The sequence below is a fragment of the Neptunomonas japonica DSM 18939 genome (genome assembly GCF_000422765.1).
Lineage (GTDB): Bacteria > Pseudomonadota > Gammaproteobacteria > Pseudomonadales > Balneatricaceae > Neptunomonas > Neptunomonas japonica.
Window position 1 is genome coordinate 45515 of sequence record NZ_AUGR01000001.1, and the last position, 19644, is coordinate 65158.

A 19644-nucleotide genomic window follows, 5' to 3' on the forward strand; every position below is an offset into this window, starting at 1 on the left:
TATAAGACGATTGTAAGAGGCTTTTGTTGTGGCAGCAAATACTTACAAAAGATGAGTATAATGATGTCTCTTTATGTGTGTGTTTTTAGTTGAGGGTCGGATGAGTTCAAATAACACCAGCCAAGGGATAAATGACTCGCAACAGGGTGCTCAGAATAAACCACGCAATGACGGGTACCTGCGCTTATTGGCTTATGCTAAGCCCTATTGGCCCGTCTTTTGTGTAGCCTTTATGGGGTATGCATTTTATGGGGCGTCACAAGCGCTGTCTGCTAAGTGGCTAGAAAGCGTGGTCGATTCAGTAGAGCAAGGGCGTTTAGATGAGCGTATTTGGTTAGCGTTGGCAGTATTAGCCATTTTTGCACTACGTGGTGTAGGTACTTTTCTGGGTAATTATTGTATTAGCTATGTAGCACGTTACGTTGTGCATGGTTTGCGAACAGATCTGTTTGACCGCATGTTGATGTTGCCTGCTCAATATTACCAACAGCACTCCTCTGGCGACCTGTTAGCACAACTTACTTATAACGTTGAACAAGTGACGGGAGCTGTAACAGACGCGGTTAAAGTGTTGATACGTGAAGGGCTTACGGTTATTGGCTTGTTTAGCTATCTGTTTTATCTTAATTGGAAACTAACGCTTATCTTCGTTGCGGCAGCACCCTTTATTGGTATTGTGGTTCGGATTGCGTCTAAGCGCATGCGCCGCTTAGGGCATCGTATACAGAAGTCTGTGGGTGATATTACTAACTCTGCATCAGAGTCAATTCAAGGCTATCAGGTCGTCAGAGTTTATGGTGGAACTGACTTTGAACGTCAGCGCTTTCATGGTGCTAGTGACCTTAATCGCCGTCAGTTTATGAAGTTGGTTGTGGCAGAGTCGATCAATACCCCTGTTGTGCAGTTTTTAGTGGCGATGGCGTTGGCTGCGTTGATGTATCTAGCAATGGCTCCGTCAGTGATGGGCGGCATGAGTACAGGCGAGTTTGTAGCCTTTATTACGGCAGCAGGAATGATTACAAAACCGCTGCGTATGCTGACCGAAATAAATGTAAAAGTGCAAAAAGGTATTTCGGCTGCTGAAGCTGTCTTTGCCACAATGGATCAGGAATCAGAAAAAGACCTAGGAACACGGCAGGTTGACAGGGCTGCTGGGCATTTGTTGTTTGAGAATGTTTCCTTCACTTATCCTGAGACTACTGAAATGGTACTTTCTGATTTCTCTCTTGATGTACCTCATGGAACAACGGTCGCATTGGTTGGTAAATCGGGCAGTGGAAAATCAACCGTTGCGGGTCTAATTCCACGCTTTAATGATGAATGGGGAGGGCGAGTACTACTCGATAACCAGCCATTAGAAAGCTACCAGTTGGCTTCTTTGCGTGATCAAATTGCAATTGTTAGCCAAAGTGTTGTTTTGTTTAACGGCAGCATTGCAGAGAACATTGCTTATGGTTCGATGGCTTCAGCAAGTATTGAGCAAATTCAGGCCGCTGCAGAAGCTGCGCATGTCATGGAGTTTGTCAGTCGCTTACCTGATGGTTTGCAAACTCAGGTTGGCGAAAGTGGTGTGTTGCTATCAGGCGGGCAGCGTCAGCGTATTGCCATCGCTCGCGCTATTCTAAAAGATGCACCGATTTTGATTATGGATGAGGCGACTTCAGCCTTAGATACTGAATCAGAAAGACACATCCAGGATGCGCTAGAAGGCGTCATGAAGGATAGAACCACTTTAGTTATCGCACATCGATTATCGACTATCGAAAAAGCCGATATGATCGTAGTCATGGATCAAGGGCGTATAGTTGAGCAAGGAAACCACAGCGACTTACTAAAAAGAGAAGGTGCTTACGCGCAACTCTATAAAATGCAGTTTAGTGAGTTAGCGGATGACTAATGTCCCTCGGTGCTTTTATACCGGACTGTTTTACCTGCTTACCCCTGTTTTACTTATACGCCTGTGGTGGCGTGGGCGAAATGCTCCGGGGTATCGGCAGCGTTGGTGGCAGCGCTTTGGGTTTGTTCCTAATGTGGCACGTAACCCCTTGTGGATTCATGCTGTCTCCGTAGGAGAGACGATAGCTATTGCCCCGTTTGTTGAGCGTTTACTGACGGATTACCCAGATCTACCAATTGTGATAACGACGATGACACCCACGGGTGCAAGCCGTGTTAAAGCTATTTTTGCTGGCCGTGTCATTCATTATTATTGCCCTTATGATCTTCCTGATGCCATCGGTCGATTTATTCAGAGAGTGCGGCCACGCGGCTGCCTTATTGTAGAAACTGAGCTATGGCCGAATATGATTTTAGGCTGTGAAAAAGCCGGTGTGCCTGTGATTGTGGCTAATGCTCGCTTGTCTGAGCGCTCTGCAAAAGGTTATGCAAAGGTGCGCGGCTTAGTAGAGCCAATGTTATCAGCGTTGACCTTACTGGTGACGCAACATCAAAGTGATGCTGATCGTTTTTTTCAATTAGGTATGCCTGCTGAGAAAATGGATGTATCAGGTAGTATCAAATTTGATATTCAGATAGACGATGATATACGCGAACAAGGAGCCTTTCTTCGCCAACAATTAGGTAGTCGCTTTACCGTTATTCTGGCGAGCAGTCATGAGGATGAAGAGACGCAATTTTTAAGCAGTATTGAGCCATTAATAGACAAGTATCCAAACCTTTTAGTGATGTTAGTGCCTAGGCACCCAGAGCGCTTTGAATCTGTTTATCAACGCACGTTGCAATATTCAGACAAGGTGGTGCGCCGCTCAACAGGCGATTCATTGAAAGCTGATCAAACAACTAAGATTTATCTGGGTGATACTATGGGAGATTTGATGCTCCTTTATGCAGCAGCAGATGTAGCAGTGATGGGAGGAAGCTTTGTTAATGTCGGCGGGCATAACCCGCTAGAACCTGCGGTACTGAGCATGCCCGTTATTATGGGACCTTATCATTTTAATTTTACTGCGATCAGCAATGCGATGGCGCAAGCAGGTGGAATGCAGCTAGTAACTCAAATGTCTGATGTGCCTGACTTACTTGAGAAATATCATGCTTCGCCTATCAAAGCGGTAGAGCATGGCCGTAATGCCTTAGCGTATGCTGATTCTCAGCGAGGAGCACTTGATCACCTTTATATAGAAGTGACCAAGCGACTAATATAACTTGTGCTTAACAATCGAACGTTAAGTGTTCACCGGTTTGGGTAACATAAGCGTGATTGAGCATCTCTACTAACGGTGTTTTTCCACTGTCTCGTAACCATTGCTGGCCATCAGCGTCATAATCAAAATGAAATCCACCATCTTTGGTTGCCAACCACAGTTGCAGTACAGGTGTTTGGCGAGTGAAAATGATTTGTGTGCCGTTTTCGCATTTGATGGTCAGTACGCCACCACTAATCAGATAATCAATATCAGAGTCTGCATCATCGAGACGTTCTTCAATCTGTTGCAAGGTGTTGTCAACGAGATCGTTAAATTCAGATTCGGTCATCAGTAGGCTCTTTGTGAAGATAATTAAGTGAATGCGCAGTATATCAGCTTTTGTACGGTACTCATTAGCCGCTTTTCAAGGGTATAATTGATCAATTATTGTCTATCAAATGAGAGTTGTATTGTGAAATTTAGCTGGGCTTGGATGTTGGCAGGAATGATTCTTCTATCAGGTTGTGGACAGAAAGGGCCGCTATATCTGCCTGAGCCAGTAAAGCAAACTGAAAATCAGTAACACATACAATCAAATAAGTTTTACGAGTGAGAAGAGTTAATGGATAGTTTTGAGTACCGTGATGGCCGCTTACATTGTGAAGATTTAGCGCTAGATAAGGTTGCAGAGCGTTTTGGTACACCAGTGTATGTATATTCTCGAGATGCTATTGAACGTGCTTATTTAAATTATGCACAAGCGCTTGAAGGGCGTGATGCTTTGGTTTGTTACGCCGTTAAAGCCAACAGCAATCTTGCTGTGCTTAATGTTTTAGCTAGGTTAGGTGCAGGTTTTGATATTGTTTCTTTAGGGGAACTTGAGCGAGTACTTAAAGCAGGTGGGCTAGCTAAAAACATAGTGTTTTCTGGTGTTGGCAAGCAGGCTCATGAGATCAGGCGTGCTTTGGCGGTAGGTATTCGCTGCTTCAATATTGAATCAGAAGCTGAGCTTGAGCGTGTTAATGCAGTTGCAGGTGAGTGTCAGCAGGTCGCTGATATCTCATTTCGTGTTAACCCTGATGTTGATGCAGGAACACATCCATACATTTCAACAGGGCTCAAAGATAACAAGTTTGGTATTGCCATTACTGATGCTGAACGTATTTATTCTCATGCTAACAGCTTGGCGCATGTCAATGTGGTTGGTATGGACTGTCATATTGGTAGTCAGTTAACTGAAGTTGCTCCTTTTATGGATGCACTGGATCGTTTGCTTGCTTTGGTTGATAAGTTGGCTGAACAGGGGATTGAAATCCACCATTTAGATTTGGGTGGTGGTTTAGGTGTTTGTTACACCGATGAAACGCCGCCTACGCCGCAAGCATATATTGGCGCTGTGCTTGAAAAACTTGGAGACAGAGCGCTAGGGCTTATTTTTGAACCGGGGCGTTCCATCGTAGCGAATGCTGGCATGATGTTGACGCAAGTTGAGTTTCTAAAGTGCACGGATCATAAGAACTTCGCTATTATTGATGGTGCAATGAATGATCTTATTCGCCCTTCATTATACAGTGCTTATCAGGACATTATCCCTGTAACGCTTCGTGAAGAGGGTGAAGCTAAAACTTATGATTTAGTAGGGCCTGTTTGTGAGACCGGAGATTTTTTAGGAAAAGATCGCGATCTTAATCTACAAGCCGGCGATTTGTTGGCCGTGTGCTCTGCTGGTGCATATGGTTTTGTCATGAGTTCAAACTACAACACTCGTCCGCGTGCTGCGGAAGTAATGGTAGATGACAACGAAGTATTTGAAGTACGCGCACGTGAAACCTTGGTGGATTTGATGCGCGGTGAAGTTATGTTGCCTCAAGGGCATTAAACGGAATAAATAACATGTTGGTACGTTTTACCAAAATGCATGGCCTAGGCAATGATTTTATGGTCGTTGACTTGGTTACACAGAGAATCCGACTTTCAGAAGAGAAAGTCAGGAAGCTGGCTGACCGTCATTTGGGCATTGGTTTTGATCAGCTGTTGCTGGTTGAGCCACCGACTAATCCTGAAATGGATTTTCGTTATCGAATCTATAATGCTGACGGCTCTGAAGTTGAGCATTGTGGTAATGGTGCCCGCTGTTTTGCACGTTTTGTGCGTGACAAACGTCTTACTAATAAAGATGTGATTGCAGTAGAAACCGCTAACGGCAAAGCAATACTCACTATTTGTCCGGATAACCAAGTCGAAGTCGACATGGGAGCTCCTGAGCTGCTACCTAAGGCAGTTCCGTTTGTAGCTCAAGAGCAAGCAGCTGTGTATTCGGTTGATGTGGAAAGCCAGCATGTGGATATCTCAGTTGTTTCTATGGGAAATCCGCATGGTGTGCTCGTTATCGATGATACGGACAGTGCTCCTGTTGAAACACTCGGACCATTACTTGAAGCGCACACGCGTTTTCCTGCAAAAGCGAATATCGGCTTTATGCAGATTCTCTCTCCGACAGAAGTGAAATTACGTGTGTATGAGCGCGGGGCGGGAGAAACGATGGCGTGTGGCACTGGGGCCTGTGCCGCCGTTGTGGCAGGGCGTCTTCGAGGTGTCTTAGATGAAAATGTTCAGGTACATCTTCCTGGAGGAACTCTTCAGGTTAGTTGGAAAGGCGGTGAAAAAGATTCCGTTATGATGACGGGGCCCGCAGCGACAGTGTTTGAAGGTCAGGTGTTTATATGAGTCAAGGTGAAAATACAAAGGTGCAGGCAGCAGAGTTTAATGAAAATGATGTCGCTGATTACCTAGCAAAAAATCCTGACTTTTTTATGCGCCATAAGCCTCTATTAGAAGTGATGTCTGTACCACATGAAACGGGTCGTGCTGTTTCATTAATAGAGCGTCAGACGTCATTGCTTCGAGATCGTAACCAGAAACTGACGATCCATTTGTCTGATTTGATTGATATAGCGCGCCATAATGATTCACAGTTCGAAAAAACTAAGCGTATGGTATTAGCGCTGCTAGATTCCGCTACGCTAGATGATGTCGCGGTCGCATTAGAAGAAAGCTTATGCCGTGACTTTTACGGTGATGAAACCTCGTTGGTGCTGTTTAGTGATAATCCACTGAATGTTAATAATCTGAAAATTCTGCCTCGTGATACTGCTGGGGTGATTGAGCCGTTGATGAAAACAAACATGCCGACCTGTGGGCAATTATCTTTGATAGAGAACCGCTTTCTATTTGAAGATGAGGCGGTGAAAGTTCAGTCGGCAGCAGTTATCCCTTTGGTCAAAGGGGAAACAATTGGGTTGTTGGCGATCGGTAGTTATGACCCTTATTACTTCCAGAGTAGTCAGGGTACTTTGTTCTTATCCTACGTGGGCGAAGTGCTGAGTCGAGTGACCAGTCGCATTGTGCATGAGGAGCAGGTGTAACACTGATGGTTAACCGCAGTTTTGCTGATCAACTCAGTACTGTGGTTGATTTGTTTTTAGTACATCTTCGCTCAGAGAAGCATTTATCCCCGAACACATGTGATAGTTATCAAAGAGATTTAAATAAGCTGGTGGGCTTTGTCGCTGATTGCAGAGTCGCGCAGTGGGATGATGTTTCTGAACGCGAAATTCGTGCTTTCGTTGCCGAAGTTCACCGTGAGGGTTTAAGCGGTAAAAGCATTCAGCGTTGCCTTTCAGCTATCCGCAGTTTTTATCAATATATGGCAATTATTGGGCGAGTTTCACATAACCCGGCTCAAGGCGTTCGAGCGCCCAAAGTGGGGCGTTCACTTCCTGAAACTTTGGATGTTGATCAGTTGGGTCAGCTACTGAGTTTTCCTGTTACTGATGCGATTTCGTCTCGGGATAAAGCAATGATGGAGTTAGTGTATTCATCAGGCCTGCGTGTGTCCGAGCTTATCAGCCTAAATATTCATGATATTGATTTTCGCGATGCCAGTTTAGTCGTTACAGGTAAGGGAAGGAAAATGCGAATGTTGCCTGTAGGGCGAGTCGCTTTAAAGGCAGTTGGTGGCTGGGTGAAGTGTCGAACAGTCTGGGCCGATTACACTGAAAACGCACTCTTTATCTCTAAAAGCGGTAAGCGCCTGACAGTGCGCAGTGCTCAACAGCGCTTTGATCATTGGGCAAAAGTTATGCACACTCAAGGTAAGGTTTACCCGCATCGATTGCGTCATAGTTTTGCTAGTCATATGCTTGAGTCCAGTAGTGATCTGCGTGCTGTTCAAGAGTTGCTGGGGCATGAAGATATTTCGACAACACAAATATATACACATTTAGATTTCCAGCACCTGATGGATGTCTATGAAAAAGCCCACCCAAGAGCGCAGAAAAAAAATGATTAAATGCATTACTTTTGACCTGGACGATACTTTGTGGGCCGTAGGCCCGGTTGTTAGGGCGGCAAACCACACTTTATATGAGTGGTTATATGAGAATGCACCGCTCTTTAACCAAACCTATCAGCTACGTGATCTTAATACGCTTAGAGATCATGTGCTTACTCAGCAGCCAGAGATTAGTTACAGTGTGTCACGTATCCGTATGGAGGTGCTTAAATTCGGGTTAATGCAGGCTGGCTATTCGCCAGACATCACGGCTAAGCTAGCGGAAGAAGCTTTTGCTGTATTTTATAAAGCGCGCCAGAAAGTAGAGTTTTTTGAGCATGCATTGTCGATGCTCGAAACACTTAAAGCTAGCGGCTATATGCTAGGGGCTATTAGTAATGGCAACGCAGATGTTCAGCAAGTGGGTTTGTCCCACTTGATGGATTTCCAGTTTAGTGCTGACAGTGCTGGCGTTGAAAAGCCAGACCCTCTGATTTTCAATCAGATGCTAGCACATACTCAGCTTAAGCCAGAGCAGGTGATTCATGTAGGTGACCACCCTATTCATGATATTGAAGGGGCGCAAACTGCTGGGTTATGGAGTATTTGGGTGAATCTAAATGAACAGCAATGGGAAGGGGACCATCTTCCTGATGCTGAAGTTAGCTGTCTTGATGACTTACCTGCCAGGATTGAAGAGATTCATGCTACCCGGCGTGCCCGCTTATAAATGCTAGCCTCTATTTTAAGAGTGCATGTATTAGAGATGCGTGCATTTTTCTTACTCTGCAATAAACATTTCAAGTAGATCGTTTAGGAAGAGCTGCCCTTGAGGCGTGGCTTGCAGGCGGTGCGGATCAAGTAAGCCTGCTTTACGTGAGTTTGCTAATGCTGTATTGATGCTGCACAGGTTTAGTAAGCTGCGCTCCTGAAAGACGCTCTCTTCAACGCCATCCACCAAACGCAAGGCATTCATCATAAACTCAAAAGGGCGGTCTGTCTGGCTAATTTCCTGCTCTCCACCGAGAGGGTTGATGCTTTGCAAGTAAGCTTTAGGTGAGCGCTGCTTCCAGCGTCGCAGAATCAGGTCTTGCTCAGGAAAAGATAGCTTCCCATGTGCTCCAGCTCCAATGCCTATGTAATCTCCAAATTGCCAGTAGTTCAGGTTGTGCTGAGCACGGGCTGATTTCCCTTTTGCATACGCTGATACTTCGTACTGCTGAAAACCATTATTTGCCAGTAGCTGTTGCCCGGCTTGTTGAATATCCCATAGGGTTTCATCTTGTGGGATGATCGGCGGCTTTGTATAAAACTCAGTATTAGGTTCTATCGTCAGTTGGTACCAAGATAGGTGGTCCGGGCCCAAATTAAGCGCTGTTTCTAAATCATTAAGAGCTTGCTCTTCTGTTTGCTCAGGCAAGCCATGCATTAAGTCGATGTTTAAATGAGGAAAGCCTAGCTCTCTAGCTGCACTAATGGCTTTTTTTGCTTCTTCGCCGGAATGAATTCGACCTAATGCTTGTAAGTGCTGAGCGTTAAAACTTTGAACGCCAACGGAGAGGCGATTCACACCTGCTTTCAGATAACCTGCAAAACGCTCTTGCTCGAAAGTCCCAGGGTTAGCTTCCATGGTTATTTCGATATTGGAGGTAAACGGGATGATCTGGTCAGCACCTTCCAAAATCTGTGCTATTGCATCTGAGGTGAATAAACTAGGGGTGCCACCACCGATAAAAATGGTATCTATCTTGCGACCTTGTGCACCTGCTTGCTCTAATTTTAAGTCAGCCAACAGAGCTGACACATAGTCGGCTTCTGGTATTTCACCTTTCACTGCATGTGAGTTGAAATCACAGTAGGGGCATTTGCGCACGCACCAAGGAATATGAATATATAGCGAAAGTGGTGGTAACGTGCTCATTAATGCCTGCCTGTCAGTGTGTGTCTGTAAAGTATTACTGCGATGTGTCGTTGCTTAGGTAGCCACTGATCTGCCCAAGAAACAACTGTACTGCTTGGCCGCGGTGGCTGATGCTGTGTTTTGCCTCAGGAGACAGTTCAGCCGCTGTTTTATCAGTGTTGTTAATAAGAAATAGGGGATCATAACCAAAACCAAACTCCCCGCGTGGGGCGTGAGCAATGCTACCTTCTAGTGTTCCTTGGCAAATAAGAGGCATTGGATCTTTTGCATGACGCATATAGACCAGCACACAGCGGTAGCGTGCGCTTCTTTCGTTGTCGGGCACATCTTGCATTGATTCAAGGAGCTTTTGGCTGTTGTCTGCATCGCCTTTTCCGGGGCCTGCAAAGCGCGCTGAGTAGATGCCTGGAGCGCCTTGTAAAGCATCTACCTCAAGCCCTGAGTCATCAGCGAGCGCTGGTAAACCGGTTATCTCGCAGGCATGGCGCGCTTTAATAATAGCGTTTTCGACAAAAGTCAGCCCAGTCTCATCAGCATCTTCTACATTGAAATGTGACTGTGGAAGAACGCTAACACTGAATTGTTGGAGTGTTTCGTTAAACTCTTTTAACTTACCTTTATTGCCGCTGGCGAGCACGATAGTCTGGGTCATGGGTTATTCCGTATAAAACTTTTGATCAAAGCGAATTGTGGTGGCAGCTTGATTAGGATCTGGTTGTACGCCAATAGTGACATGCATGATCTCTTCATTAACAAAGTTAAAGCTGCCAATGTAATACAGAGCTTTATCTTCCTTGATCGGCGTAAACGAGATCTGTTGTGTTTGTTGCATCAAGTTAGCTACATTGCCCGAAAGCACTGCTTTAATCGCTTGTTTAGAGCCATCTTTTTGCTTTTCAAAAACAGCAATATTCAGCATGGCGGTATAGCGGCTGCGTAGTAGGTTGTGTCGTTGTGCTACTTCAGGGGCAACAATACTACTGTTAAAGGCGTTGTAGTGAATAATGTAGCGATCAGTTTCAATTGACTGCTCTGCCAACGCGGCCGGCGATACTAGTAATAATAAAAACAGCGTACGAATAAGTTTCATGATGTTTTCCTTTTAACGTGTGATCCGGTAGATGGCAATTTCGCCCAACATGTTGGGCCATAAATTAGTCCACCACCTGTGTTGATGCTCATTATCAACAACGGTTCGATTTAAAATATGTATATTTTTTTGCACACAAAGTTGCTCAAAATCTTTGAAGGTACAAAAGTGAATATTCGGTGTGTCATACCAGCTATAGGATAAGAACTTGGAAACAGGCATTTGGCCTCGAAAACCAAGGTAGCCGCGTGCGCGCCAATGCCCAAAGTTTGGAAACGTCACGATACATTCTTTACCGATGCGTAACATTTCATCAACGATCAGGTCGGGGCGGTGCATAACCTGTAAAGCTTGCGTCATGATGACAGAATCAAAACTATTATCTTTTATAGATGCTAAACCTTTGTCGATATCTTTTTCTATGACGTTTACATTGTTTTTTATGCAAGCGGTGATGTGGTCATGGTTATTTTCTATACCGTATCCGTGTACCTGTTTGTTATCCACAAGGTGGCGCAATAACTCTCCATCGCCACAACCCAGGTCTAAAACGCGTGTATCGGGTTTGATCCACTCATGAATGATTTCCTGATCAGCGCGCATGAGAACTCTCCTTTTCGCGTGTTTCTATATCACCATGCTGCTCGATAGGTAGATCGGCAGCAATACGGCTCATATACGCATTGAAAATTTCCATATAGCGTGGGATTGGGATTAAAAATGCGTCGTGCCCTTGAGGAGAATCTACTTCGGTATAACTGACCTCTTTTCCTGCCTCAACTAATGCATCAAGAATCTCCCGAGAGCGCTCAGGAGAAAAGCGCCAGTCGGTTGTAAATGCTATGAGCATAAACTTGGCCGTGACATGTTCTAACGCCTGGGCTAGATCATGATTGAACTCTGATGCCGGGTCGAAGTAGTCGAGTGCTTTTGTCATTAACAGGTAAGTATTAGCATCAAATATTGTTGAAAACCGTTCCCCCTGATATTGTAAATAAGACTCAACCTCAAACTGCGGGTTGAAATCGAACATTAATTTTCCTGCGCTCATTTCACGGCCAAACTTCTCACGCATTCCGTCGTCTGAAAGATAAGTAATATGACCGACCATACGAGCTAGCATCAGGCCTGTTTTAGGCACAACATTATGATCGTAATATCGGCCATCATAAAAATTCGGGTCTTTAGAGATAGCTTGGCGTGCTACTTCGTTAAAGGCAATGTTTTGCGCTGATAGTTTAGGGGCTGCAGCAATAACCATACAATGTCGTAAACGCCCAGGGTAGGTAATAGCCCACTGCATAGCTTGCATACCTCCTAAGCTTCCCCCTATTACGGCTGCCCATTGCACAATGCCTAAATGGTCTGCAAGGCGAGCTTGGCTAATAACCCAATCCTTCACTGTCATGAGTGGGAAATCTGGCCCGTAAGGCTTACCTGTTTGCGGATCTGTTTGGTTAGGGCCGCTCGAGCCATGACAACCGCCAAGATTATTAAGGCTGACGACAAAGAACTTATCAGTATCAATGGCTTTGCCAGGCCCTATGGCGGAGTCCCACCAACCGGGTTTGCTATCACCTTCGTAATAGCCTGCGGCGTGGTGATGGCCTGATAGTGCATGGCATATCAAAATGGCATTGGATTTGTCGGTATTAAGTTCGCCATATGTCTCAACCATCAACGTATATTGGTTAAGAGTCCTACCGCACGCAAGAGATAGCGGTTCTGTAAACTCTATGGCTTGAGGTGCAACTAGGCCAATAGAATCATCTGGGAATTTTTTCAACATGTTTATGTACCTCGACTAAGAAAAAGAACAAGCGTTAGTCGAGCATCACATTTCATACAAGAGCAGAGGTGCTCGTTGCAGTATGAGCATTTTTGGTTGAATAAACTCATGTGCGTTCAATGTTGTGGCGCTCCGGTAATTTGCGCGGGTTGCTAACCCGGACCACTTTATTTCGGCCTGATTCACCGCTAGCTATAGTGATAGATGATTTGCTTACACCAAAAATTTTAGCCAAAAACTTAATCAACTGTGTATTGGCTTTTCCATGAACGGGCGGTGCTGTAATGCGGATTTTAACACTATTGCCGTGTAGACCCACTATTTCGTCACGCGAGGACTTTGGTTGAATATAGCAAGACAGCATTAATCTGCTGTCTTGCCAGTAGTTAAATGACAAAAAACTATCTATATCACTAGATTACATCACCAAGCGAGCTAGTTGCGATTGGATAATTTGTATCGTGAGAAAAATAAGAATAGGTGATAGATCTAAGCCTCCCAAGGGTGGAATGACTTTTTGCGCTAACTTAAACAGTGGTTCGGTTATTTGTCCGATAAGTTGTGGCGCAGGATGATAGCTACCTGGAGCGACCCAGCTAATAATAACAGAACCAATAACAGCCCAAAAATAGATGTTTAGAATACTATCGAGTAAACCAACCACAGCATAAATCACAAGGCTGGCCATATCCGCTTGGACATTACCTTCCGCCATCATGATTAACGCAGTAAAAATCCCAAGCTTCACAAGTAACGCAACAACCAAGGGTGAAAGGTCCATGCGGCCGGCTTTTGGCAGGAGTTTTTGGAGTGGTGCGAGCACCGGCTGGGTTAGGCGTACTATTGATTGAGATATCGGATTGTAATAGTCTGCTCGCGCTAGCTGTAGCAAAAAACGCATTAGCAAAATAAATATAAACAGTTCACCAAGTGTTCTGATGATGAGAGTAATCGGATCTTGTCCCATGGTTGGATCAGTTCCTAATCAAGTAATAGTTTTTGGCAGTATAGTGTCTTTCAGAAAATGAATGAACCATTAAACCATGCTATCAATAAGACTTATGAGGCAATAGTCACCAGCAGGCAAAGCTCTACTAATAGACACGGTTTATAGATATGGTTCAGTCGTCCCCTAGCTCTTTAGCCATTTCTATCGATCTGGTCGCACATGCTTGCATAGCGTTGTCGACCAAAATGTCTAGATGGTTAGCTTGAAAAGAGAGAACTGCTTGCTCTGTTGTGCCGTTGGGAGAACAAACTCTACGCCTTAATTCGGCGGGATCAACATCGCTTAGAAGAGCCATCTCTGCCGCCCCGCGAGCAGTTTGTAGCGTAAGTTGAGTTGCTACTTCCTTTGTTAAGCCCTGCTTTTGAGCTGCTGTAATCATTGCTTCCATGAATAGGAAGTAATAAGCAGGCCCTGAACCTGAGACAGCTGTGACGGCGTGTAACTGGTCTTCTTGCTCTACCCATAAAGTAAGCCCAGTCGCTGATAAAACATTTTCAGCTTGGGCGCGTTGCGCTTGGCTAACTTGTGCATTGGCGAATAAACCATTGGCGCCCATTTTTACCAAGGCTGGCGTATTAGGCATACAGCGAACGATAGCTTGATTGCCACCAAGCCACTGGTTAATGCTATTTGAAGTAATACCCGCCGCCACAGAAATGAAGAGCGGTTTGTTTTCAGCGGCAGTAGTGGCGAGTGGCTGTAATACGGCTTTGAGCATTTGTGGCTTAACCGCTAGAACAACGATATCAGCTGATTGCATCGCTTCGTTATTGTCAGCGCTAACAAATAGTCCTAGAGAAGCTAAATCTGCTAATTTGCTCACAGTAGGGGAGCTAGCTCTGATTTTTCCGGCAGGAAAACCATTGCTGATTAAACCTCCGATGATAGCGCGTGCCATATTTCCAGCACCGATGAAGGCAAGAGTAGGGTGTTGACTCACAATTAATACCTGCAGAAATTAAGTAGGTTTTTTTGAATTAGGGTATTGGCGAGGGCCAAATAAAGCTGTACCTATACGTACCATAGTAGCACCTTCCTGAATCGCAATCTGCATGTCACCAGACATGCCCATTGATAGTGTGTCGAGTTCAGGATGTATGTTCTTCAACGAGATGAAAATAGATTGCATCTGTGCCAATGCTACTTGTTGTTTTGCTATGTCATCTGTTGCTTCGGGTATTGCCATTAGCCCACGCACTGATAAGTGAGGTAAGTTGGCAACTTGCAACAGTAATGCTTCAGCCTCATTAGGTAAGCACCCTGACTTGCTAGCTTCACTGCTTATATTTATTTGTAAGCAAATGTTAAGAGGTGGCAGGTGGTTTGGTCTTTGTTCTGAAAGTCTTTGAGCTATTTTTAAGCGATCTACACTATGTATCCAGTCAAAATTTTCGGCTATAGCACGCGTTTTATTGGATTGAATAGGGCCTATAAAGTGCCAGATTATAGCCAAATCATGGAGTTTTTCTTTTTTCTCAAGGGACTCTTGGAGATAATTTTCACCAAAGTGCCGTTGGCCATGCTGGTAGAGTTCTCGTAGCTCATCTGATGAGCGTGTTTTACTAACGGCAAGTAACGTTATTTCTTCAGGTGCGCGGTGAGCGTGTTGAGCTGCTTGATTTATCAGCCGACCAACACTTTTGAAGTTCTCTGCTATGCTAGACATATGGTTATTAATAGTTCTTCAGATTAGAGATATGTGTCTATTTTGAAGTAACTGGTGAATTTAAGTAAGCCCTGAGTAAATACATTATGGATATTACAGAACTTCTTTCGTTTACAGTTCAGCAGGGCGCTTCCGACCTGCATATTACGGCAGGTATGCCACCGGTTATTCGTGTGGATGGAGATGTGCGGCGAATTAAGCTGCCAGCGTTAGAGCAGAAACAAGTTCAGACGCTTATTTATGACATTATGAACGATAAAATCCGTAAAGACTTTGAAGACCGGTTTGAAGCGGATTTTTCTTTTGAAGTCCCAGGGTTGGCGCGCTTTCGTGTCAACGCTTTTAATCAAAACCGCGGAGCTGCGGCTGTTTTTCGTACTATCCCAAGTAAAGTTCTGACAATGGACGACCTTGGAATGGGAAAAGTTTTCCAAGATTTATCAATGCAAGCGCGTGGCTTAGTGCTAGTAACAGGGCCTACCGGGTCAGGTAAAAGTACAACGCTGGCAGCGATGGTAGATTATGTAAATGAAGTGCGCTCCGATCATATTTTGACAATTGAAGACCCTATTGAGTTTGTGCATGAAAGCAAAAAATGCTTAGTGAATCAGCGTGAAGTGCACAGAGATACGCAGAGCTTTGCTAATGCATTGCGTTCAGCGTTGCGTGAAGATCCTGACATTATTCTTGTTGGTGAGATGCGAGATCTAGAAACCATACGTTTGGCATTAACGGCAGCAGAAACGGGCCACCTAGTGTTCGGCACCTTGCATACAACCTCTGCGGCGAAGACGATTGACCGTATTATTGATGTATTCCCTGCTGCTGAAAAAGACATGGTGCGTTCAATGCTATCCGAGTCTTTACAAGGCGTTATCTCTCAAACTCTTCTGAAAAAAGTTAATGGCGGTCGTGTTGCCGCGCATGAAATTATGATGGGAACCCCTGCCGTTCGAAACTTGATTCGTGAAGATAAAGTAGCGCAGATGTACTCCGCGATTCAAACGGGGGCTTCGCATGGAATGAAAACATTGGATCAATCTCTGACAGAGCTTGTTCAAAAAGGTCTGATATCAAGAGAAACGGCTCGTGATAAAGCCAAAAACCCACAAGGTTTCTAAAATCGTGATTTCATTCTGTACACACGATTATAGTTTTTAAAAGGAGAGTTACAGCGTGGAGTTTACTCAGCTTCTTAAGGTAATGATTGAGCGCGGAGCGTCAGATCTGTTTGTATCGGCAGGGGCCCGACCTAGTATTAAGGTCGATGGCACGCTGAAACCATTAACAAAAGATCCGTTGAAACCATCCCAGGCGCGCTCGTTAGTGTATTCGACGATGACGGATAAACAAATATCCGAATATGAAAGTACACATGAGTGTAACTTTGCTATTAGTGCGCCAGGGTTGGGACGTTTCCGTGTAAGTGCTTACTTTCAGCGTAACTCACCAGGCATGGTGCTTCGACGTATTAACGCGACTATTCCTAGCTTTGAAGAGCTAAACCTTCCCCCTGTAATGAAAGACCTTTCCATGTCTAAGCGTGGTTTGATCTTATTTGTTGGTGGTACATCAACGGGTAAGTCAACATCGTTGGCGTCGATGATAGACTATCGTAATAGACATAGCCGTGGACACATCATCACGATAGAAGACCCGATTGAGTATATTCATGAGCATAAAGAGAGCATTGTGACTCAGCGGGAAGTGGGAATCGATACGGACTCATTTGAAGTAGCGTTAAGAAATACGCTAAGACAAGCTCCGGATGTTATTTTGATGGGTGAGATTCGAACTCAAGAGCTTATGAAGTACGGACTGGCCTTTGCAGAAACGGGACATCTTTGTATGGCCACTTTGCATGCAAATAATGCTAACCAAGCCCTTGATAGAGTTGTAAGTTTTTTCCCGCCAGAACATCATGACCAGCTTTGGATGGAGTTGTCGCTTAACTTGAAAGCGATTGTTGCCCAGCAATTACTGCCTACAAAGGATGGCAAAGGGCGTCGTGCGGCAATAGAAGTGATGATTTGTACGCCGTTGATTCAGGATTTGATCCGTAAAGGTGATATTCATGAAATTAAAGAAGTCATGAAAAAGTCGACTAATTTAGGGATGCAAACATTTGATCAGGCTCTGTTTGAGCTTTATAAAGAAGACGCTATTAATTATGACACGGCGTTAGCACATGCTGATTCAGCAAATGACTTACGTCTGATGATTAAGTTAAGTGCCGATACAAACCCTGGACTAAGTATGCAAGATGATACGGATTCACTGTTTTTGCAGGAAGAAGAAGACTTTATGAATGTGTCTGGTGAAATGGAAATTGGCAAAATGTAATACTGCTGAACGTATAAAAAACCGAACCGTATATCAATAGGGTTCGGTTTTTTTATGCCTGTTATGCCCGATAGACCATTTCGCCCTTCATCAAGGTATGTGTAACCTTACCTTTGAGAGGAGTATTCATAAAGGGTGAGTTGTGGCCCGAAGATACGCAGTTGTCACTGTTTAATTGCCATTGGGTTTCAGGGTTGAAGATGCAAATATCAGCATCACAACCAATACCTAATGAGCCTTTGTTAAGCTCTAGAATAGCGGCAGGAGCAGCGGTTAGTTTCTCTATGAGTTGTGGCAAAGAAAGGAGTTCTTGCTCTACGAGCATCAAGCCTAGAGGGAGTAAGGTTTCTAGACCCGAGATGCCGGGCTCAGTTGCTGCGAATGGCGCTTGTTTGGCTGCGGGGTCGTGTGGTTGGTGGTCAGAGCAAATTGCTTGAATACCGTCGGTCACTAAGCCGTGTCGCAAACCGGCACGATCGAGTTGGCTTCTTAATGGTGGAATAACATGAAACATGCTATTGAAGCCATTTACGTTCATATCCGTTAATAGTAAGTGGTGTATAGAAACATCGGCAGTTACGTTAAGGCCGCGTTTGCGCGCATCCGTTACCATTCTTACTGAACGTTCTGCTGATAGTTGGCCAAAGTGTGCGCGAACACCTGTCTGCTCAACAAGTAGTAAGCAGCGAGCAACCTCGATTGTTTCAGCTGTTTCAGGAATGCCGGTTAATCCTAGTCGAGTACAGGTTGTATCATCGTGCATACAGCCTTCGCCGGTTAAGTCGTGATTTTGTGGTTGAAAAATAACTAAAAAATCATGAGTGGCAGCGTATTCAAGGCAACGTAATAATACCAGTGCACTAGGGATGCTTTTTCGGGCATTACTGAACGCCACGCAACCTGAGCGGCTAAGAGAATGCATGGGTGCTAACTGCTCACCTTGTAGTCCTTGTGTTAGTGCGCCAACAGGTATTACATTGGCAAGCCCTGTTGCTTCGGCACGATCAATGATCATTTCAGCAACTGCAGGGTTATCTACTACAGGTTTGGTTGTAGGTGGCGTGATCATAGTGGTTATACCACCTGCCACAGCTGCGGCCGTTTCGCTAGCTATTGTCGCTTTCTGTGTGTAGCCAGGCTCTCGAACATGTGCACACATGTCTATTAAGCCAGGTATGACAATGTGGCCGCTAGCATCGATGGTTTTGTTTGCTGAAAAGCCTGCTGGTGCTTGATCAATCGAGATGACTTTGCCGTTTTGGATGTATAGGTCGCAGACTTTATCCTGTTGATTCTTAGGGTCTATTAGACGTCCATTTTTTATGATTAGCATGCTGGTTACGCCTCCGTCTTCAGATTTTTTTCAGTCATTTGTCCTGACATCGACATGGACATAACCGCCATTCTTACAGCAATGCCATTAGTTACCTGGTCCAGAATTAATGATTGATGACCGTCTGCGACAGCGGATTCAATTTCTACACCTCGGTTGATAGGACCGGGGTGCATGACGACAGCATCGGGTTTGGCATGTTGAAGCTTTTCGTTAGTCAGCCCGAACAATTTGTAGAATTCTGATTCGCTCGGTAATAAGGCGCTTTGCATGCGCTCTTTTTGTAGGCGCAGCATGATAACCACATCAGCATCTTTAAGCCCTGACTCCATGTTAGTGAAGACCTTGACGCCTAATGCTTCAATATTGCGTGGCAGTAACGTATTAGGTGCTACTACACGTATTTCGGCTGCACCTAACGTGCGCAGTGCGTGAATTTGCGAGCGTGCGACACGTGAATGCAAAATATCCCCAATAATGGTGACCACTAAGGGTGAAAAATCTCCTTTATGGCGCTTTATCGTAAGCATATCTAACATGGCTTGCGTAGGGTGAGCATGACGTCCATCACCTGCGTTTATCACAGCAACGTTGGGCGTAACATGCTCTGCAATAAAGTGCGCTGCTCCGCTGTCTGAGTGGCGTACAACAAACATGTCTGAATGCATCGCTTCTAATGTTTGCAGCGTGTCTTTGAGCGTTTCACCTTTCGAAGTAGATGAGGTACTGATATTCAGGTTAAGCACGTCGGCAGAGAGTCGTTTAGCGGCTAACTCAAATGTGCTTAATGTCCGTGTGCTTGATTCGAAAAACAGATTAACGACCGTCTTTCCACGCAGTAGAGGGACTTTTTTAACCTGCTGAGCGCTCATGTCTACAAATGAGTCGGCGGTATCAATAATTTCTGTCAGGAGTTCTCTGGAAAGCCCTTCGGTAGTGATGAAGTGCTTAAGTTGCCCCTCGCTGTTTAGCTGAATGTTGTTAGGGTCGGTAATTTCGAACATGCTGTGCTCC

Annotated in this window: 22 protein-coding genes; 10 read left to right on the top strand and 12 right to left on the bottom strand. The window is 44.8% G+C overall.

Translation table 11 applies throughout. The features are described from left to right. Positions 1-100: 100 nt before the first annotated feature. Both msbA and waaA read left to right on the top strand, forming a co-directional pair. Positions 101-1897 carry a lipid A export permease/ATP-binding protein MsbA gene (gene msbA / locus G511_RS0100225; RefSeq protein WP_084628980.1) on the top strand — a complete coding sequence of 599 codons (1797 nt, stop codon included), beginning with the start codon at positions 101-103 and terminating at the stop codon, positions 1895-1897. Next, positions 1890-3164, top strand: a complete 1275-nt coding sequence (waaA, locus tag G511_RS0100230; protein ID WP_028467813.1) for a lipid IV(A) 3-deoxy-D-manno-octulosonic acid transferase — start codon at positions 1890-1892, stop codon at positions 3162-3164. Before msbA ends, waaA begins: the two co-directional genes overlap by 8 nt. Before the next feature lie 7 nt (positions 3165-3171). Here waaA and cyaY read toward each other — a convergent pair whose 3' ends face one another. Continuing rightward, entirely contained in the window at positions 3172-3495 is a 324-nt protein-coding gene (gene cyaY, locus G511_RS0100235; RefSeq protein ID WP_028467814.1) for an iron donor protein CyaY, read from the bottom strand. Between the two features lie 144 nt (positions 3496-3639). Here cyaY and lptM point away from each other — a divergent pair, with 144 nt between their 5' ends. Genes lptM through G511_RS0100260 form a run of 6 tightly spaced genes read left to right on the top strand, consistent with a single transcriptional unit; the run spans position 3640 to position 8209 of the window. After that, the gene (gene lptM, locus G511_RS24090; protein ID WP_156905131.1) at positions 3640-3729 is read left to right on the top strand and encodes an LPS translocon maturation chaperone LptM; all 90 of its coding nucleotides are present in this window, start codon (positions 3640-3642) and stop codon (positions 3727-3729) included. Between the two features lie 39 nt (positions 3730-3768). Next, positions 3769-5025, top strand: coding sequence for a diaminopimelate decarboxylase (gene lysA, locus G511_RS0100240; RefSeq protein ID WP_028467815.1), 1257 nt, complete (start codon positions 3769-3771; stop codon positions 5023-5025). Between the two features lie 14 nt (positions 5026-5039). Then, on the top strand, positions 5040-5873 hold the full coding sequence (dapF, locus tag G511_RS0100245; RefSeq protein ID WP_028467816.1) for a diaminopimelate epimerase: 834 nt from the start codon (positions 5040-5042) through the stop codon (positions 5871-5873). Then, on the top strand, positions 5870-6571 hold the full coding sequence (locus G511_RS0100250) for a DUF484 family protein (RefSeq protein ID WP_028467817.1): 702 nt from the start codon (positions 5870-5872) through the stop codon (positions 6569-6571). Before dapF ends, G511_RS0100250 begins: the two co-directional genes overlap by 4 nt. A 5-nt stretch (positions 6572-6576) precedes the next feature. Beyond that, positions 6577-7497: a tyrosine recombinase XerC gene (gene xerC, locus G511_RS0100255; protein WP_028467818.1), complete on the top strand. Its 921-nt coding sequence runs from the start codon at positions 6577-6579 to the stop codon at positions 7495-7497. Continuing rightward, positions 7457-8209 (top strand): HAD family hydrolase, encoded by a 753-nt coding sequence (locus tag G511_RS0100260; protein WP_245573789.1) that lies wholly within the window; start codon positions 7457-7459, stop codon positions 8207-8209. The genes xerC and G511_RS0100260 overlap by 41 nt, the downstream gene beginning before the upstream one ends. 51 nt (positions 8210-8260) lie before the next feature. Here the strand turns inward: G511_RS0100260 and hemW are convergent, their stop codons facing one another. The 9 genes from hemW to G511_RS0100305 form a co-directional block, all read right to left on the bottom strand. Next, positions 8261-9400, bottom strand: a complete 1140-nt coding sequence (hemW, locus tag G511_RS0100265; RefSeq protein WP_028467820.1) for a radical SAM family heme chaperone HemW — start codon at positions 9398-9400, stop codon at positions 8261-8263. A 34-nt stretch (positions 9401-9434) separates the two neighbouring features. Further along, entirely contained in the window at positions 9435-10052 is a 618-nt protein-coding gene (gene rdgB / locus G511_RS0100270) for an RdgB/HAM1 family non-canonical purine NTP pyrophosphatase (protein WP_028467821.1), read from the bottom strand. A gap of 3 nt (positions 10053-10055) precedes the next feature. Beyond that, positions 10056-10490 (bottom strand): DUF4426 domain-containing protein, encoded by a 435-nt coding sequence (locus tag G511_RS0100275; RefSeq protein WP_028467822.1) that lies wholly within the window; start codon positions 10488-10490, stop codon positions 10056-10058. 12 nt (positions 10491-10502) lie between these two features. Then, entirely contained in the window at positions 10503-11093 is a 591-nt protein-coding gene (gene metW / locus G511_RS0100280; protein WP_028467823.1) for a methionine biosynthesis protein MetW, read from the bottom strand. After that, complete coding sequence (metX, locus tag G511_RS21420; RefSeq protein ID WP_051221344.1) at positions 11083-12279, bottom strand: homoserine O-succinyltransferase MetX; 1197 nt, start codon at positions 12277-12279, stop codon at positions 11083-11085. The genes metW and metX overlap by 11 nt, the downstream gene beginning before the upstream one ends. A 106-nt stretch (positions 12280-12385) precedes the next feature. Beyond that, positions 12386-12676 carry a DUF167 family protein gene (locus tag G511_RS0100290; RefSeq protein WP_028467824.1) on the bottom strand — a complete coding sequence of 97 codons (291 nt, stop codon included), beginning with the start codon at positions 12674-12676 and terminating at the stop codon, positions 12386-12388. Positions 12677-12697: 21 nt separating this feature from the next. Then, positions 12698-13246: a YggT family protein gene (locus G511_RS0100295; RefSeq protein ID WP_028467825.1), complete on the bottom strand. Its 549-nt coding sequence runs from the start codon at positions 13244-13246 to the stop codon at positions 12698-12700. 154 nt (positions 13247-13400) lie between these two features. Next, a complete protein-coding gene (proC, locus tag G511_RS0100300; RefSeq protein WP_028467826.1) occupies positions 13401-14228 on the bottom strand; it encodes a pyrroline-5-carboxylate reductase in 828 nt (275 codons plus the stop codon). An 18-nt stretch (positions 14229-14246) separates the two neighbouring features. Then, positions 14247-14954: a YggS family pyridoxal phosphate-dependent enzyme gene (locus G511_RS0100305; protein WP_028467827.1), complete on the bottom strand. Its 708-nt coding sequence runs from the start codon at positions 14952-14954 to the stop codon at positions 14247-14249. A gap of 86 nt (positions 14955-15040) precedes the next feature. Here G511_RS0100305 and G511_RS0100310 point away from each other — a divergent pair, with 86 nt between their 5' ends. Then, entirely contained in the window at positions 15041-16075 is a 1035-nt protein-coding gene (locus G511_RS0100310) for a type IV pilus twitching motility protein PilT (RefSeq protein ID WP_028467828.1), read from the top strand. A gap of 55 nt (positions 16076-16130) precedes the next feature. After that, the gene (locus tag G511_RS0100315; RefSeq protein WP_028467829.1) at positions 16131-17297 is read left to right on the top strand and encodes a PilT/PilU family type 4a pilus ATPase; all 1167 of its coding nucleotides are present in this window, start codon (positions 16131-16133) and stop codon (positions 17295-17297) included. Between the two features lie 61 nt (positions 17298-17358). On the opposite strand, the gene G511_RS0100320 is transcribed toward G511_RS0100315, so the two are convergent. Together G511_RS0100320 and G511_RS0100325 are read right to left on the bottom strand one after the other, a co-directional pair. After that, entirely contained in the window at positions 17359-18630 is a 1272-nt protein-coding gene (locus G511_RS0100320) for a dihydroorotase (protein ID WP_028467830.1), read from the bottom strand. Positions 18631-18635: 5 nt separating this feature from the next. Further along, the gene (locus G511_RS0100325) at positions 18636-19634 is read right to left on the bottom strand and encodes an aspartate carbamoyltransferase catalytic subunit (protein ID WP_028467831.1); all 999 of its coding nucleotides are present in this window, start codon (positions 19632-19634) and stop codon (positions 18636-18638) included. Positions 19635-19644: the final 10 nt, after the last annotated feature.

Excerpts from the sequence above, each read along its gene's own strand:
- msbA (WP_084628980.1), top strand. The coding sequence starts at position 101 with ATGAGTTCAAATAACACCAGCCAAGGGATAAATGACTCGCAACAGGGT.
- waaA (WP_028467813.1), top strand. The coding sequence starts at position 1,890 with ATGACTAATGTCCCTCGGTGCTTTTATACCGGACTGTTTTACCTGCTT.
- cyaY (WP_028467814.1), bottom strand. The coding sequence starts at position 3,495 with ATGACCGAATCTGAATTTAACGATCTCGTTGACAACACCTTGCAACAG.
- lptM (WP_156905131.1), top strand. The coding sequence starts at position 3,640 with ATGTTGGCAGGAATGATTCTTCTATCAGGTTGTGGACAGAAAGGGCCG.
- lysA (WP_028467815.1), top strand. The coding sequence starts at position 3,769 with ATGGATAGTTTTGAGTACCGTGATGGCCGCTTACATTGTGAAGATTTA.
- dapF (WP_028467816.1), top strand. The coding sequence starts at position 5,040 with ATGTTGGTACGTTTTACCAAAATGCATGGCCTAGGCAATGATTTTATG.
- G511_RS0100250 (WP_028467817.1), top strand. The coding sequence starts at position 5,870 with ATGAGTCAAGGTGAAAATACAAAGGTGCAGGCAGCAGAGTTTAATGAA.
- xerC (WP_028467818.1), top strand. The coding sequence starts at position 6,577 with ATGGTTAACCGCAGTTTTGCTGATCAACTCAGTACTGTGGTTGATTTG.
- G511_RS0100260 (WP_245573789.1), top strand. The coding sequence starts at position 7,457 with ATGAAAAAGCCCACCCAAGAGCGCAGAAAAAAAATGATTAAATGCATT.
- hemW (WP_028467820.1), bottom strand. The coding sequence starts at position 9,400 with ATGAGCACGTTACCACCACTTTCGCTATATATTCATATTCCTTGGTGC.
- rdgB (WP_028467821.1), bottom strand. The coding sequence starts at position 10,052 with ATGACCCAGACTATCGTGCTCGCCAGCGGCAATAAAGGTAAGTTAAAA.
- G511_RS0100275 (WP_028467822.1), bottom strand. The coding sequence starts at position 10,490 with ATGAAACTTATTCGTACGCTGTTTTTATTATTACTAGTATCGCCGGCC.
- metW (WP_028467823.1), bottom strand. The coding sequence starts at position 11,093 with ATGCGCGCTGATCAGGAAATCATTCATGAGTGGATCAAACCCGATACA.
- metX (WP_051221344.1), bottom strand. The coding sequence starts at position 12,279 with ATGTTGAAAAAATTCCCAGATGATTCTATTGGCCTAGTTGCACCTCAA.
- G511_RS0100295 (WP_028467825.1), bottom strand. The coding sequence starts at position 13,246 with ATGGGACAAGATCCGATTACTCTCATCATCAGAACACTTGGTGAACTG.
- G511_RS0100305 (WP_028467827.1), bottom strand. The coding sequence starts at position 14,954 with ATGTCTAGCATAGCAGAGAACTTCAAAAGTGTTGGTCGGCTGATAAAT.
- G511_RS0100310 (WP_028467828.1), top strand. The coding sequence starts at position 15,041 with ATGGATATTACAGAACTTCTTTCGTTTACAGTTCAGCAGGGCGCTTCC.
- G511_RS0100320 (WP_028467830.1), bottom strand. The coding sequence starts at position 18,630 with ATGCTAATCATAAAAAATGGACGTCTAATAGACCCTAAGAATCAACAG.
- G511_RS0100325 (WP_028467831.1), bottom strand. The coding sequence starts at position 19,634 with ATGTTCGAAATTACCGACCCTAACAACATTCAGCTAAACAGCGAGGGG.